Below are 15,536 nucleotides of genomic sequence, written 5' to 3'. Positions count from 1 at the left end.
GGGTTAGGCGCGGGTCCAGCGCTGGTTGGGTGCGGTGTGGCAGGACCACACGATCACGGCGGTGCCGTTTGCGGTGCCGTTGTTGTTGACGTCCAGGCAGAGGTTCGGGAAACGGACGCTGCTGATGGTGCCGTTGCCGTTGAAGGTCCACTGCTGGTTGGTGCCGCCGTTGCAGTCCCAGATCTGCACCGGCGCGCCGGCGGTGGCGCTCGTCGAGATGTTCAGGCACTTACCGAGCACCTGGAGGGCCTGACCGCTCTGGGTGATGCTCTGGTTGCTGTTGCTGTGGCAGTCCCAGATCAGGGCCGCGGTGCCGTTGGCGGTGGCGCTGTTGTTGACGTCGAGGCAGCGGCCTGACGACTCGCTGCGGAGCCGGAAGGTGGTGGGCGTCGGCGGGTTGGTGGTGCCGCCACCACTGACCCGGAACACCGCCGTGCCGTGGGCCGGCACGCTTGCGGAGATGGTGCCGGTGCTGGTCGAGGTGCCGCCCGTCCAGGCGTCGAGGAGGGTGAACGAACTGCCCGACTTGCCGATCGCCGCGGCGGTGGTGGAGACGGTGGTGGTGGAGCTGCCCTGGTTCAGCAGGGCGACTGCGACATCACCGTTGGCCAGCCGCTTGGCCAGCACCCGGCGGGTGCCGTCGTTGGAGACCTGCACGGCCTGAAGCGCCAGTGGGTCCTGGTTGATGGCGATCAGGTGCTGGTTGCGCAGGATGTTCATGGTCGCCGCGTTGGCGTTGCGGAGGTCGTTACCGGCGATGAGCGGTGCCGCCATGATGGCCCAGAGGGCGAAGTGGCTGCGCATCTCGGTGTCGTTCATGCCGCCGTTGCCGACCACGAGCATGTCCGGGTCGTTGAAGGAGCCCGGCGAGGCGTACGAGGCCAGCGGCACGTTGACGTTCACGATGTTCTGGATGCCCATCGGGTAGCCGTTGGTCTGGCCGGTGTTCCACGCGTTGGTGATGTCCTCGGTGGTCCGCCACATGTTGGCGATGTCGCCCCAGTTGCGTTGCGGCCCGGTCTTCTCGTGGATGCTGTTGGGATTGATGCTGTAGACGATCGGCCGGCCGGTGGCGGCCAGGGCGTCGCGCATCAGGGAGAACCCGGCGATCTGGTCGTTGATGGTGCCCCAGGGCGAGCACCAGTCGTACTTGAGGAAGTCGACGCCCCAGGCGGCGAACTGCCGGGCGTCCTGGTACTCGTGTCCCAGACTGCCGGTAGCGCCGGGCCAGGCGCCGAAGTACTGGGCGCAGGTCTTCTCCCGCGGCACCTGATAGATGCCGAAGAGCAGGCCGCGGGCGTGCAGGTAGTCACCGAGCGCCTTCATGCCGCTGGGGAAGCGCCCCGGGTCGGCCTGGAGGTTGCCCTGCGCGTCGCGGTTGGGGTTGAACCAGCAGTCGTCGACGACGACGTACTTGTAGCCGAGGTCGCGCATCCCGGTGCTGACGATGGTGTCGGCCATCTGCCGGATCAGCGTCTCGTTGATGTTGCAGCCGAAGGTGTTCCAGGTGTTCCACCCCATCGGTGGGGTACGCGCGACGCCATTGTTGAGCGCTTGCGCGGGTTTCGGCGAGTGGATTCCGTCGACGACGACCGCGGTGAGCGTCAACATCAGGACGCTCAGGACGGCCAACCATCGTGGTCGTGCGCGCATTCGATCCTCCTCGGGTCACAGGGCGGGCAGGTGCCAGTCGTCGATGACCGACCGCGTGTGGTGGGGAATGCTCCGGAACACCGTCGACAGAGATCGGGTACGCGTTGTCGCCTGCTCGTCTCGGGTGAAGGGAGCGACCGGGCCGTGGCGGGACGCCTGCCGCCGACGGCCCGCCCGCGGATCGCGTCGGCCGTCATCGTCGTCACGCCCAGCGGCGGCCCTGGTGAGGTGGTGGTTCACCCGGCCACCGGACGTATCGATGTCAGCGATGTTATCGCTGACATCCAATCCTGTAAATCATTTCGTAACGCTGCGACTGGTGCTGGCGGCAGCGGGACGGGGGTGTGCCCCGCTCTCTGCTGCCGAAGCCCCTTGTCAGTCGGATCAGGAGTCGACGATCGATAGGCCCGGCAGCTTCACGCGCGGTTGCGGTTGAGGAAATTGATCAATCCACGGAAGCCGACATTGTTAACGCTAATATGGGCCGGATCCGCAGTGGATCGGCCTCGGGCGCTCGGGCCCGACCTCGGGTGTGCCGCTCGATTTCGATGGTCTGATCGGCGGTGTCAGCGCTCGCTGCGGCGTCGGCTGGATCGCCGTCCTTGCACCATTCGCCACGAGGGCATGTCCGGCCATCCGGGCACGTCCGCCGGCGCTGACATGACTGACTGGGCCGGGTATGACGGCCTCCGCCGGCAGGTCCAGCTGCGCCGGCACGACTGTCCGCCCGGATCATCTCCGCCGGCACGTCCATGCCGTGGTCCGGGGCGTGCTGGCCTCCACTGGGCTTGCGTCTGGTCCTTGAGTCGGTATGGCGGTCGGTGGTTGCGGCGGAGGTGGATGCGCTGCGTACGGATGCCCGCGCCTGCCGTCCCGGATGGCGGAACCGGTGGTCGGGGTCGGTCGACCCGCGGTGTGGATGTTTCCCGGTGTCTCCGATGTGACCTGCGCCTTTGCCTGACCGGGTGTGGAGGGGGCGACGCGCAGGTACCCCGGGTGAAGTGATTGCGACTACGATTCCGCCACGCCCGGACGGTGCTGGGGTGGTGACGGTGGGTAGGACCACCGGCTCGGTGGCCACGGGCGGAGCCGGAAACGGTGCCGTGCTCCGTTACGGAGCTGTTGCCGGAAGGTGTCTTGACGGCACCGGATGTGAGCGTTAACACTGAGGTTCGTCATCGGCCGGAGGTGAAGATGAGCGGTGTGGACCAAGCGGGCGACCGGTACGTCGTCGGGGTGGACTACGGGACCCTGTCGGGGCGGGCCCTGGTCGTCCGGATCCGGGACGGCGCCGAGTTGGGGACCGCGGTGCACGAATACCGCAACGGGGTCATCAGCTCCGCCCTGCCGGAGGACGGCACGCACCTGCCGCCCGACTGGGCGTTGCAGGATCCCGAGGACTACCGCGAGGTGTTGCGGCGGGCCGTGCCGGCGGCGGTGGCCGCCGCCGGGGTGGATCCCGCCGACGTCGTCGGCATCGGCATCGACTTCACCGCGTGCACCGTCCTGCCGACGCTCGCCGACGGTACGCCCCTGTGCGAGGTGCCGGAGCTGCGTCAGCGCCCGCACTCCTGGGTGAAGCTCTGGAAGCACCACGCGGCCCAGCCGCACGCCGACCGGATCAACGCGTTGGCCCACGAGCGCGGCGAGCCGTGGATCGGGCGGTACGGCGGAAAGATCTCCGCCGAGTGGCAGTACGCCAAGGGCCTCCAGCTCCTGGAGGAGGACCCGGAGGTGTACGGGCGGGCTGCGCGCTTCATCGAGGCCGCCGACTGGATCGTGTGGCAACTGTGCGGTGTGGAGACCCGCAACGTCTGCACGGCCGGCTACAAGGGCATCATGCAGGACGGCAAGTACCCGTCGACGGACTACCTGATCGCGCTCAACCCCGACTTCGGCGACTTCGTGGACAAGCTGGACGGTCCGCTGCTGCCGCTCGGCGACAAGGCGGGCGAGTTGACCGCCGAGGCCGCCGCGTGGACGGGCCTGCCGCAGGGGATCGCGGTGGCGGTCGGCAACGTCGACGCCCACGTCACCGCCGCCTCCGCGCAGGCGCTGCACCCGGGTCGGCTGGTGGCGATCATGGGTACCTCCACCTGCCACGTGGTCAACGGCGAGCACCCTGCCGAGGTGGCCGGGATGTGTGGCGTCGTGGACGGTGGCATCAGCGCCGGCGCGTGGGGCTACGAGGCCGGACAGAGCGGTGTCGGTGACATCTTCGGCTGGTTCGTCACGCACGCCGCGCCGGCCGAGGTGGCCTCGCACGAGCGGCTCACCGAGTTGGCCGCGGCGCAGCCGGTCGGCGCCCACGGTCTGGTCGCGCTGGACTGGTGGAACGGCAACCGCTCGCTGCTGGTCAACCACGATCTCAGCGGAATGATCGTCGGACTCACCCTGGCCACCCGTCCCGAGGACATCTACCGGGCGCTGCTGGAGGCGACCGCGTACGGCACCCGGATGATCATCGAGGCGTTCGTGGCGGCGGGGGTGCACGTCGACGATCTGGTGATCGCCGGTGGGCTCACCTCGAACAAGCTGCTGATGCAGATCTACGCCGACGTCACCAACCGGCCGCTGGGCATCATCGGTTCCGCGCAGGGACCCGCGCTCGGCTCGGCCATCCACGCCGCCGTGGCCGCCGGGGCCTACCCCTCGATCCACGAGGCGTCGCAGGCGATGGGCCGGGTGAGCGAGGCGGTCTACCGGCCGGACCCGGACCGGGCACGGGCGTACGACGCCCTCTATGCCGAGTACCGGACGCTGCACGACCACTTCGGTCGTGGCGCCAACGACGTGATGCTGCGTCTGCGGACGATCCGGAACGCGGCCGCCGAGGACGCCGCGTCGCCGCAGGACACCGCGCTGGAGGGGGTCGCATGACCGAGCAAGAGCTACGCGAGACCGTCGCCCGCCTGCACGGTGAGCTGACCCGGTACGGGCTGGTGGCCTGGACGGCCGGCAACGTCTCGGCCCGGGTGCCCGGCCGGGATCTGATGATCATCAAGCCCAGCGGCGTCGACTACGACGACCTGTCGGCGGAGAACATGGTGCTCTGTGACCTCGACGGCGTACCGGTCGAGGGTGAGTTGTCGCCGTCGAGCGACACCGCCGCGCACGCGTACGTCTACCGGGCCATGCCGGAGGTCGGTGGGGTGGTCCACACCCACAGCACGTACGCGACCGCCTGGGCGGCACGGGGCGAGTCGATTCCGTGCTACCTGACCGCGCAGGCCGACGAGTTCGGTGGCGAGATCCCGGTCGGCCCGTTCGCGTTGATCGGCGGTGACGACATCGGCAAGGGGATCGTCAGCACCCTCACCGGGCACCGTTCGCCGGCGGTGCTGATGCGCAACCACGGCGTCTTCACCATCGGGCCCACCGCCCGGGCCGCGGTCAAGGCCGCGGTGATGTGCGAGGACGTCGCCCGGACCGCGCACCTGGCCCGCGCGCTCGGGCAGCCGGTGCCGATCGCGCCGGCCGACATCGACGCCCTCTACGCCCGCTACCAGAACGTGTACGGCCAGCGCCCCGCCGCGCCGGCGACCTCCTGAACCCGGTCGCGGGCCAGCGACGGCCCGTGCACCGTACCCGCACCACCCCGCACCACCCGATCCGCACCACAGGCACCACATCCACGCACACATCCGCACCACAACCGTCGCCCGTGCACCTTGCGGGCGGCGTGGGCACCCCACCCCACCCCGAGGAGTACCGATGAGAAACATGCAAATGTCCCTCGCGCCTCGGCGCGCCGTCGCGGCTCTGGCCGCCCTCCTGCTCGCCGGCAGCGTGGCTGCCTGCGGCAACAGCGACACCGGCTCCGAAGGCGGTGGCGACAACGAGAAGATCGTGATGGGCTTCTCCCAGGTCGGCGCGGAGAGCGGCTGGCGGACGGCCAACAGCACCTCCGTCAAGGAGGCGGCAGCCGAGGCGGGCATCGAGCTGAAGTTCGACGACGCCCAGCAGAAGCAGGAAAACCAGATCAAGGCCATCCGCAACTACATCCAGCAGAAGGTCGACGTGATCGCCTTCTCGCCGGTGGTGGAGTCCGGATGGGACACCGTGCTCAAGGAGGCCAAGGACGCCGGCATCCCGGTCATCCTGACCGACCGCGCGGTGGACTCGGCCGACAAGTCGCTCTACAAGACCTTCCTCGGCTCGGACTTCGTGAAGGAAGGCCGGCTGTCGGGGGAGTGGCTGGTGGAGAACTCCAAGGACGCGACCGGTGACGTGAACATCGTCGAGTTGCAGGGCACCACCGGCTCGGCCCCGGCCAACGACCGCAAGGAGGGCTTCGCCGCGGCGATCGCGGCCGACCCCAAGCTGAAGGTCATCGCCTCCCAGTCCGGTGACTTCACCCGCGCCGGCGGCAAGCAGGTCATGGAGCAGTTCCTCAAGGCCCACCCGAAGATCGACGTGCTCTTCGCGCACAACGACGACATGGGTCTGGGTGCGCTCGAGGCGATCACCGCGGCGGGCAAGACGCCCGGCAAGGACATCACCATCATCACCATCGACGCGGTCAAGGACGGCATGCAGGCCCTGGCCGACGGCAAGTTCAACTTCATCGCGGAGTGCAGCCCGCTGCTCGGCCCACAGCTGATGGAGCTGGCCAAGAAGGTGCACGCCGGTGAAGAGGTGCCGGCCCGGGTCGAGACCGAGGAGACCACCTTCACGCAGGAGCAGGCCAAGGCGGCCCTGCCGACCCGCAAGTACTGATCGACGCCAGGGGCCGCCACACGGTAGGTGGCGGCCCCGCCGCGTAGACCACTTTCCCGACGGACTGGGCGTCTGGCCCGACAATCCCGTGTCGTGTCCGCCCGGTCGGCCCACAGGTCGGCCGGGCGGACACGACAGGAACGCCGTGACCCATCCGTACCGATAGAACCCAGAAGAAAGTCTGATGGGATGACGGATAGCCGTCCGGTCCTGACGATGACCGGGATCAGCAAGTCCTTTCCCGGGGTGCGCGCACTCCATAACGTCGACTTCCAGCTCTTCCCCGGTGAGGTGCACGCCCTGATGGGCGAGAACGGCGCCGGCAAGTCGACCCTGATCAAGGTGTTGACCGGCGTCTACGGCATCGACGAGGGTGTCGTCACGCTTGGCGACGAGCAGGTGGCCTTCAGCGGGCCGATGCAGGCGTCCGCGGCCGGGGTCAGCACGGTCTACCAGGAGGTCAACCTCTGCCCGAACCTCTCGGTGGCGGAGAACATCTTCATCGGCCGGGAGCCCCGCCGGTTCGGCGCCGTGCGGTGGGGCGAGATCCGGCGCCGGGCCCGGCAACTGCTGACCCGGCTGGACCTCGACATCGACGTCACCGCGCCGGTGGCGAGCTACTCGCTGGCGGTGCAGCAGATGGTCGCCATCGCCCGCGCGATCGATGTGCAGGCCCGGGTGCTGATCCTGGACGAACCGACCTCCAGTCTGGATGCCGGTGAGGTGGCCCAGCTGTTCCGGATCATGCGTCAGCTGCGGGACGAGGGCATCGCCATCCTCTTCGTGACCCACTTCCTCGACCAGGTCTACGGCATCGCCGACCGGATCACGGTGCTGCGCAACGGCACGCTTGTCGGCGAGTACCCGACCGCCGAGCTGCCGCAGCTGGCGCTGGTCGAGAAGATGATCGGCAAGGAACTCGACGTCCTCGAACGGATCGAGGAACAGCCCCGGCGGGAACTGGCCGCGCTGGAGGGCGGGACCCCGTTCGTGGAGGTCTCCGAGCTGGCCCGCAAGGGGGCGGTCGCCCCGTTCAGCCTCACCATCCACGCCGGCGAGGTAGTCGGCCTGGCCGGTCTCCTCGGCTCCGGGCGTACGGAGGTGGCGCGGCTGTTCTTCGGCGCGGACCGTTCCGACCGGGGCGAGGTCTCGGTGAACGGCAAGCCGACCAGCCTGCGTAACCCGGTGCAGGCCATCGAGCACGGCGTCGGGTTCTGCTCGGAGAACCGCCGCGCCGAGGGGATCATCCCCGACCTGAGCGTCCGGGAGAACATGATCCTGGCGATGCAGGCCGCCCGGGGCTGGCTGCGTCCGATTCCGCGGCGTCGCCAGGACGAGCTGGTCGCGCAGTACATCAAGGCGCTGAGCATCCGGCCCGCCAATCCCGACCTGCCGGTGCGCAACCTCTCCGGCGGCAACCAGCAGAAGGTCCTGTTGGCCCGCTGGCTGATCACCGAGCCACGACTGCTCATCCTGGACGAACCCACCCGGGGCATCGACATCGGCGCCAAGGCCGAGATCCAGAAGCTGGTGGTGCAGCTCTCCGACGGCGGCATGGCCGTGCTGTTCATCTCCGCCGAGTTGGAGGAGGTGCTGCGGCTGAGCCACAAGGTCGCGGTGATGCGGGACCGGGAGATGGTCGCCCAGCTCGACAACGACGACACCGTGGATGCCGACCGGGTGATGCAGACCATCGCCAGCGGTGCTACGCGCGAGGAGGTGACCCAGTGACCGACGCCAAGAACCGCTACCAGGCCGTCCTCAGCCACCGGCTCTTCTGGCCGGTCGCCGTGCTCGTGGTGCTGCTCGCGGCCAACACCGTCTACCGGCCCGGCTTCCTGAGCATCGAGGTCAACAACGGCCACCTGTACGGCACGCCCATCGACATCCTCCGGCTGAGCGCCCCGCTGATCCTGGTCGCGCTGGGCATGACCCTTGTCATCTCCACCGGCGGCATCGACCTGTCGGTCGGCTCGATCTGCGCCATCAGCGGTGCCATCGCCTGCCTGCACATCAGCCAGGCCGCCGACCAGAACAACATGGTCACCGTCTTCACCGCGCTGGCCATGGCGCTCGGTGTCGCCCTCGCGCTCGGCGCGTGGAACGGCATCCTGGTGTCCGTGATCGGCATCCAGCCGATCATCGCCACCCTCATTTTGATGGTGGCCGGCCGGGGCATCGCCCAGCTGGTCACCGAGGGCCAGATCATCACCATCAACTCCGGCCCGTACCGGGCGATCGGTCTGGGGCACTTCCTCACCCTGCCGCTCGCGATCTTCATCGCGCTCGGTGCGGCCCTGCTGGTGGCGGGGCTCACCCGCCGCACGGCGCTCGGCATGATCATCGAGTCGGTGGGTGGCAACCGCGAGGCCAGCCGCCTGGCCGGTATCCGGTCGGCCCGGATGGTCTTCCTCGTCTACGTGGTGAGCGCCGTGTGCGCCGCGATCGCCGGCTTCATGATGACGGCAAACGTCTCCAGCGCCGACGGCAACAACGCCGGCCTCTGGGTGGAACTCGACGCGATCCTCGCGGTCGTCATCGGTGGCACCTCGCTGGCCGGCGGCCGGTTCTATCTCGGCGGCACCATCCTCGGTGCGTTGATCATCCAGACTCTCACCACGACGGTGTACGCCATGAACATCTCCCCGCAGACGGCACTGCTGTTCAAGGCGGTGGTCGTCATCGCTGTCTGCCTCATCCAGGCACCGGCCTTCCGCGCCAAGCTCAGCCGACGTAGGCGCGGCACCCCCACCCCGTCGACCCCGTCGGCGCCCCGGCAGAAGGAGGAGGTGTCGGCATGACCACGACCTCGCTGACCGCCGGGCCGAGGTGGGCCCGGCTGCCCCGGCGGCACGTGCCGGTGCTCGTCACCCTCGCCCTGCTGCTGGTCATGTACGCCGTCGGCGTGTCCCAGTACCGCGCCTTCTCCAACGTCCAGGTCATCTTCAACGTCTTCATCGACAACGGCTTCCTGCTCGTGGTCGCGGTCGGGATGACCTTCGTGATCCTCACCGGCGGCATCGACCTGTCGGTCGGCTCGGTGGTCGCGATGACCGCGATGGTCTCCGCGTGGCTGCTCCAGTCGGGCCTGCCGGCGCTGCTGGTGCTGGTCATCGCACTGCTCATCGGACCGACGCTCGGGTTCCTGATGGGCTGCGCGATCCATTACTTCGACATCCAGCCGTTCATCGTCACCCTGGCCGGCATGTTCTTCGCCCGTGGCATGTGCACGTTCATCAGTGACGCCTCGATCCCGATCACCGACGGCTTCTGGACCACGATGTCGCAGTACCGCATCGGTGATCCCCGAGGCAACTTCGTCTCGATAAGTGTGCTGATCGTGCTCGCCGTGGTCGTGGTCGCCGCGTACGTGCTGGCCTACACCCGGCTGGGCCGCAACGTGTACGCGATCGGCGGCAACCCGCAGTCGGCGCTGCTGATGGGGCTGCCGGTGGGGCGTACCCGGATCGCCGTCTACACCATCAGCGGGCTCTGCTCGGCGATCGGCGGGATCCTGCTCTCCTTCTACACCCTCTCCGGTGCCCCGCTGATCGGGGTCGGCATGGAACTCGACGTGATCGCGGCGGTGGTGATCGGAGGAACCGTCCTCACCGGAGGCGCGGGATACATCTTCGGCACCGTGCTCGGCGTGCTGGTGCTCGGCGTGATCCAGACACTCATCACTTTCGACGGCAGCCTCAATTCCTGGTGGACTAAGATTGTGATCGGGGGGCTACTCTTCGCGTTCATCCTGTTCCAGCGCCTCATCGGCATCCGCTACAAGTAACCGCCCCTCTCGCGGAAGGCAACTCCCATGGCAACACACCCCCAACCCGAGGTCTGGTTCCTGACCGGAAGCCAGCCCTTGTACGGCGAGGACACCCTCCGGCAGGTGGCCGAGCAGTCCCGTCAGATCGCCGCCCTGCTCGACGACTCGCCGGACATCCCCGCCCGGGTGGTGTGGAAACCGGTGCTGACCACCAGCGCCGACATTCTCAAGGTCTGCCGGGACGCCGCCGGGCAGGGCGCGGTCGGGGTCATCGCCTGGATGCACACCTTCTCACCGGCGAAGATGTGGATCTCGGGTCTGGACGCGCTGCGGACACCGCTGCTGCACCTGCACACCCAGGCCAACGTCCTGCTGCCATGGGCCGACATCGACATGGACTTCATGAACCTGAACCAGGCCGCGCACGGCGACCGGGAGTTCGGGTACATCCAGACCCGACTCGGGGTGGCCCGCAAGACGGTCGCCGGGCACGTGAGCGACCCGCGCGTCGCGCAGCGCGTCGGTGCCTGGACCCGGGCGGCGATCGGCTGGTCGGCGATGAGGTCGCTGCGCCTGGCGCGCTTCGGTGACAACATGCGCGACGTCGCGGTGACCGAGGGCGACAAGGTCGAGGCGGAGCTGCGCTTCGGCGTCTCGGTCAACACCTACGGGGTCAACGACCTGGTCAAGGCGGTCGACGAGGTCGCCGACGCGCAGATCGACGACCTGGTCAAGGAGTACGACGACACCTTCCGGGTGGTTGCCGAACTGCGCCCCGGTGGTGAGCGGCACGAGTCGCTGCGGTACGCGGCCCGGCAGGAGATCGGTCTGCGTACGTTCCTGGAGGCCGGCGGCTTCCGCGCGTTCACCAGCAACTTCGAGGATCTCGGCGGTCTGCGGCAACTGCCCGGCATCGCCGTGCAGCGGCTGATGGCCGACGGGTACGGCTTCGGCGGGGAGGGGGACTGGAAGACCTCCGTGCTGGTGCACACCCTCAAGGCGATGTCGGTCGGCACCACCGGCGGCACGTCGTTCATGGAGGACTACACCTACGACCTGACTCCCGGTGAGGAACTGATTCTCGGCGCCCACATGCTCGAGGTGTGCCCGACGATCGCCGCGGGCGTGCCGAACGTGGAGATCCACCCGCTGGGCATCGGCGGCCGGGAGGACCCGGTCCGGCTGGTCTTCGACGCCGAACCCGGCCCGGCGGTGGTGCTCGGCCTGGCGGACATGGGTGAGCGGTTCCGGCTGGTGGCCAACGAGGTCGACGTGGTGCCGCCGCCGCAGCCGCTGCCGCGGCTGCCGGTGGCGCGGGCCGTCTGGCGTCCCCGCCCGAGCATGCCCACGTCCGCCGAGTCGTGGATCACCGCGGGCGCCCCGCACCACACCGTGCTGTCCCAGGCGGTGGGCACGGAGGAGCTGCACGACCTCGCCGAGATGGCCCGTACCGAACTCGTCGTCATCGACGCCGACACCGAGCCGCGCCGGTTCGCCGACGAGCTGCGCTGGAACCAGGCGTACTACCGCCTCGCCCGAGGCTTCTGACCGCGACGCGTCCGGCGGCGGGCCGGGTCCGACACAGTCGGGCCCAGCCCGCCGCTTTTCGTCGAACGACACCGGCTGCGGCCGCAGTTCACCGTGCCCTCATCTGCCGCGCGGATCTCAGCCATGTTACATCTTGACTAAGACCCTGTTATCGCTCACAGTCAATAGTGACAGTCGACGATGTCTAGCCGTAGCTGGGGCATTCACGTCGCGTCACAGTCGAACCTAGGTGTTTTGCCTCCCCTGGGCAGGGCGGCAATTGTTAGCGATCACATTATCGCGGCTCCCCGGCAGGGCGAGCCACGCCGCAGTGCAGACGGCGCCGGTCGGTGGTCGTACGGCACCTCGTACCCGGAAGGAAGATCATGGCTGTCTTGGACCGGATCACCCGGCCTGCGCCGGGTCGGCGCAAGTGGTTGTCGCGGATTGTCGCCGCGGTCGCGGCGGTGACTGTGGGCGGCGCGTTGGCGGCCGTGGCACCCTCACCGGCCGCCGCCGCGACGGTGGACACCAACGCGTGGTACGTGTTGGTGAACCGCAACAGTGGCAAGGCGTTGGACGTCTACAACCTGGCTACCAACGATGGGGCGCGGATCACCCAGTGGACGCGTAACAACGGCAACCAGCAGCAGTGGCAGTTCGTGGACTCCGGTGGTGGCTACTACCGGGTCAAGTCGCGGCATTCCGGCAAGGTGCTTGACGTCTACAACTTCTCCACCGCCAACGGCGCGTCGATCGTGCAGTGGAGTGACGGTAACGGCACCAACCAGCAGTTCCGCCTGGCCGACTCCGACGGCGGGTACGTGCGGCTGATCAACCGCAACAGCAACAAGGCGGTGGAGGTGCAGAGCGCCTCGACCGCCGACGGCGGCAACATCGTCCAGTACGACGACTGGAACGGCAGCAACCAGCAGTGGCAACTCGTCCGCGTCGACGGCACCAACCCCACCCCGGGCCCGACCACCCCGCCGCCGTCGGGTGGCGGGAACTTCACCAACCCGGTGGTCTGGCAGGACTTCGCCGACGTCGAGGTGATCCGGGTCGGCGAGGTCTACTACATGACCGCCTCGACCATGCACTACTCGCCGGGTGCCCCGATCCTGCGCTCGTACGACCTGGTGAACTGGGAGTTCGCCGGACACTCGGTGCCCCGACTGGAATTCGGCACCAAGTATGACCTGCCGGCCGGACAACAGGCGTACGTGGACGGCATCTGGGCCTCCACCCTGGCCTACCGGCAGAGCAACCAGACGTACTACTGGGCCGGCTGCATCGACTTCGCCCAGACCCACATCTACACCGCCTCGGCCGTGGACGGCACCTGGAGCCGGCACACCACCATCCCGAACTGCTACTACGACGCCGGCATGCTGATCGACGACAACGACACCATGTACGTCGCGTACGGCAACGGCACCATCAGCGTGGCGCAGCTCTCCGCCGACGGGCGTAGCCAGGTGCGGTCCCAGCAGGTGTACCAGACCCCGTCGAGCATCGGCACCCTGGAAGGCGCCCGCTTCTACAAGCGCAACGGCGCCTACTACATCTGGTTGACCCGTCCGGCCAACGGCCAGTACGTGCTGAAGTCGACGAACGGACCCTTCGGCCCGTACGAGCAGCGGCAGGTGCTGCTGAACATGCAGGGCCCGATCTCCGGCGGCGGGGTGCCCCACCAGGGTGGGCTGGTGCAGCTGCCGAACGGCGCCTGGTACTACATGGCCTTCACCGACGCCTTCCCGGGCGGCCGGATGCCGACCCTGGCCCCGATCACCTGGACCGCCGACGGCTGGCCGCAGGTGCAGACGGTCAACGGTGCCTGGGGCGTCAACTACCCGAACCCGCTGCCGCTGCGCCCGGTCAAGCCGCTCACCGGCGTCGACACCTTCCCCGGCACCACGCTCGGCCCGCAGTACGAGTGGAACCACAACCCGGACAACAGCCGGTGGTCGGTGAACAACGGCCTGCGGCTGCAGACCGCCACCGTGACCAACGACCTCTACCGGGCCCGCAACACGATCACCCACCGCATCCAGGGTCCGAGCTCCACCGGCACCATCGAGCTCGACTACTCCACGATGCGTGACGGTGACCGCGCCGGGCTCGCCATGCTGCGGGACGTCTCGGCCTGGATCGGGGTCAGACGCGACAACGGAACGACCCGGGTCGTCATGACCAACGGGCTGAACATGAACAGCAACTGGGACACCAGCAGCACGGGCAGCGAGATCGCCAGTGCCGCGGTCTCCGGCGGCCGGATCTGGCTGCGGGCCAATGCCGACATCCGACCGGGTGCCGGCCGGCAGGCCCGCTTCTCGTACAGCACCGACGGGGTCAACTTCGTCTCGCTGGGCAACGCCCTGACGCTCAACAACAACTGGACGTTCTTCATGGGGTACCGGTTCGCCATCTTCAACTACGCCACCCAGGCGCTGGGCGGCGCGGTGACCGTGCGTCGCTTCGAGCTGGCCACGCCGTGACGGTGATCGTCAGGCGGCCCCTCGGAGCGGGCGTGGCGTCTTCCTCCGGCGGCGCCACCCACCGGTAGGGGGATCACCGGAGTCCGGTGACGCGCGGGTGGCGTCCGCCGAGCGCCACCCGCGCACCCTGCGAGTCGGTGCCGCACTCCCGCCGGGAGTGCGGCACCGACTCACGCCCTGCGCGGACCCCGGAACACCCGCGTGACCTGTCGGCAATCGATATCGTTGCTGGCGTAGACTGTCCGTGATCTAGCGCTAGCCACCCGGCGGGCACGGACCGGTGTGGGCGCCGCGAGAGGGATCGTGAATCAAGGCCGCTCCGATCAGCGTCGACGGGCCGCGGCGACCCACGGGCATGCGGGAGTGTGAGATGGCCGTACGCGATCCTGCGATGACGGACGTGGCTCGCCTCGCTGGCGTCTCCCACCAGACGGTTTCGCGAGTGCTCAATGGCCACCCGAACGTGCGTGAACAAACCCGGCTGCGGGTTCAGGCGGCAATCGCCGAACTGGGCTACCGGCCGAACCGAGCGGCCCGGGCGCTGGTCACCGGTCGCTCTCAGGTGATCGGCGTGGTCGCGCAGAACACCACCCTCTACGGTCCGGCGTCATTGCTGGCCGCCCTGGAACAGACGGCCGCCGAGTCGGGCTTCGCGGTGAGCGTGGGCAGCGTACGCGACCTCGATCACCGGTCCATTTCCGCTGTCGTCGAGCGGCACCTGGCCCACCGGGTCGCCGGCATCGTGGTGATCGCGCCGGTGGAGTCGGCCGGCGAGGCACTGGAACGGCTACCCAAGGACGTCCCGTTGGTCACCGTCGACGGCGACCCTCGGCAACCCATGCCGTTGGTGACCGTCGACCAGGTCGCCGGTGCCCGGGCCGCTACGCAGCATCTGCTGGACGCCGGCCACCGTACCGTCTGGCATGTCTCCGGGCCGTCCGACTGGTTCGACAGCGCGGGCCGCATCGACGGCTGGCGGACGGCGCTACTCGCGGCCGGAGCGGAGATTCCGCCGCTGGTGCCGGCGGACTGGTCGGCAGCGGCCGGCTACCGGTGCGGGCAGATGCTGGCCCGGATGCCGGACGTCACCGCCGTCTTCACCGCCAACGACCACCTGGCCCTCGGGGTGCTGCGGGCCTTGCACGAGCACGGCCGCCGGGTGCCGGACGACATCAGCGTGGTGGGCTTCGACGACGTTCCGGAGGCCGCGTACTTCATTCCGCCGCTGACCACCGTGCGGCCGGACTTCGTCGCGGTGGCCCAAGCGAGCCTGGAGATGTTGCTGGCTCAGATCGAGACGGACAGCGGCGGTGCCCTGCGGGAAACCATCGCACCCTCCCTGGTCGCCCGCCAAAGCGTCAGCACCCCAC

General features: G+C 68.7%; 10 protein-coding genes. 9 read left to right on the top strand and 1 reads right to left on the bottom strand.

From position 1 onward, the window contains the following. Window positions 1-3: 3 nt before the first annotated feature. Window positions 4-1,653, bottom strand: coding sequence for a glycoside hydrolase family 27 protein (locus C1I93_RS19610; protein WP_111244757.1), 1,650 nt, complete (start codon window positions 1,651-1,653; stop codon window positions 4-6). A gap of 1,194 nt (window positions 1,654-2,847) precedes the next feature. Here C1I93_RS19610 and araB point away from each other — a divergent pair. From araB to C1I93_RS19560, 9 genes are all read left to right on the top strand, one after another. After that, entirely contained in the window at window positions 2,848-4,533 is a 1,686-nt protein-coding gene (gene araB, locus C1I93_RS19600) for a ribulokinase (protein ID WP_111244755.1), read from the top strand. Then, complete coding sequence (locus C1I93_RS19595; RefSeq protein WP_111244754.1) at window positions 4,530-5,204, top strand: L-ribulose-5-phosphate 4-epimerase; 675 nt, start codon at window positions 4,530-4,532, stop codon at window positions 5,202-5,204. The genes araB and C1I93_RS19595 overlap by 4 nt, the downstream gene beginning before the upstream one ends. Window positions 5,205-5,367: 163 nt before the next feature. Next, entirely contained in the window at window positions 5,368-6,372 is a 1,005-nt protein-coding gene (locus tag C1I93_RS19590; RefSeq protein WP_223256709.1) for an ABC transporter substrate-binding protein, read from the top strand. A gap of 189 nt (window positions 6,373-6,561) precedes the next feature. After that, a complete protein-coding gene (locus C1I93_RS19585) occupies window positions 6,562-8,103 on the top strand; it encodes a sugar ABC transporter ATP-binding protein (RefSeq protein WP_111244752.1) in 1,542 nt (513 codons plus the stop codon). Then, window positions 8,100-9,173 carry an ABC transporter permease gene (locus C1I93_RS19580; protein ID WP_111244751.1) on the top strand — a complete coding sequence of 358 codons (1,074 nt, stop codon included), beginning with the start codon at window positions 8,100-8,102 and terminating at the stop codon, window positions 9,171-9,173. Before C1I93_RS19585 ends, C1I93_RS19580 begins: the two co-directional genes overlap by 4 nt. Next, window positions 9,170-10,159, top strand: a complete 990-nt coding sequence (gene yjfF / locus C1I93_RS19575; protein WP_111244750.1) for a galactofuranose ABC transporter, permease protein YjfF — start codon at window positions 9,170-9,172, stop codon at window positions 10,157-10,159. Before C1I93_RS19580 ends, yjfF begins: the two co-directional genes overlap by 4 nt. Window positions 10,160-10,186: 27 nt before the next feature. Next, window positions 10,187-11,689, top strand: a complete 1,503-nt coding sequence (gene araA / locus C1I93_RS19570; protein ID WP_111244749.1) for an L-arabinose isomerase — start codon at window positions 10,187-10,189, stop codon at window positions 11,687-11,689. 365 nt (window positions 11,690-12,054) lie between these two features. After that, complete coding sequence (locus C1I93_RS19565) at window positions 12,055-14,166, top strand: family 43 glycosylhydrolase (protein ID WP_111244748.1); 2,112 nt, start codon at window positions 12,055-12,057, stop codon at window positions 14,164-14,166. Window positions 14,167-14,557: 391 nt separating this feature from the next. After that, on the top strand, window positions 14,558-15,536 hold a 979-nt coding region (locus C1I93_RS19560), incomplete at its 3' end, for a LacI family DNA-binding transcriptional regulator (RefSeq protein WP_181445241.1).

This window comes from Micromonospora endophytica (assembly GCF_003236305.1).
GTDB classification, from domain to species: Bacteria; Actinomycetota; Actinomycetes; order Mycobacteriales; family Micromonosporaceae; genus Micromonospora; species Micromonospora endophytica.
This window is presented reverse-complemented; position numbering and strand designations above follow the sequence as displayed.

Excerpts from the sequence above, each read along its gene's own strand:
- yjfF (WP_111244750.1), top strand. The coding sequence starts at position 9,170 with ATGACCACGACCTCGCTGACCGCCGGGCCGAGGTGGGCCCGGCTGCCC.
- araA (WP_111244749.1), top strand. The coding sequence starts at position 10,187 with ATGGCAACACACCCCCAACCCGAGGTCTGGTTCCTGACCGGAAGCCAG.
- C1I93_RS19610 (WP_111244757.1), bottom strand. The coding sequence starts at position 1,653 with ATGCGCGCACGACCACGATGGTTGGCCGTCCTGAGCGTCCTGATGTTG.
- C1I93_RS19595 (WP_111244754.1), top strand. The coding sequence starts at position 4,530 with ATGACCGAGCAAGAGCTACGCGAGACCGTCGCCCGCCTGCACGGTGAG.
- araB (WP_111244755.1), top strand. The coding sequence starts at position 2,848 with ATGAGCGGTGTGGACCAAGCGGGCGACCGGTACGTCGTCGGGGTGGAC.
- C1I93_RS19585 (WP_111244752.1), top strand. The coding sequence starts at position 6,562 with ATGACGGATAGCCGTCCGGTCCTGACGATGACCGGGATCAGCAAGTCC.
- C1I93_RS19590 (WP_223256709.1), top strand. The coding sequence starts at position 5,368 with ATGAGAAACATGCAAATGTCCCTCGCGCCTCGGCGCGCCGTCGCGGCT.
- C1I93_RS19565 (WP_111244748.1), top strand. The coding sequence starts at position 12,055 with ATGGCTGTCTTGGACCGGATCACCCGGCCTGCGCCGGGTCGGCGCAAG.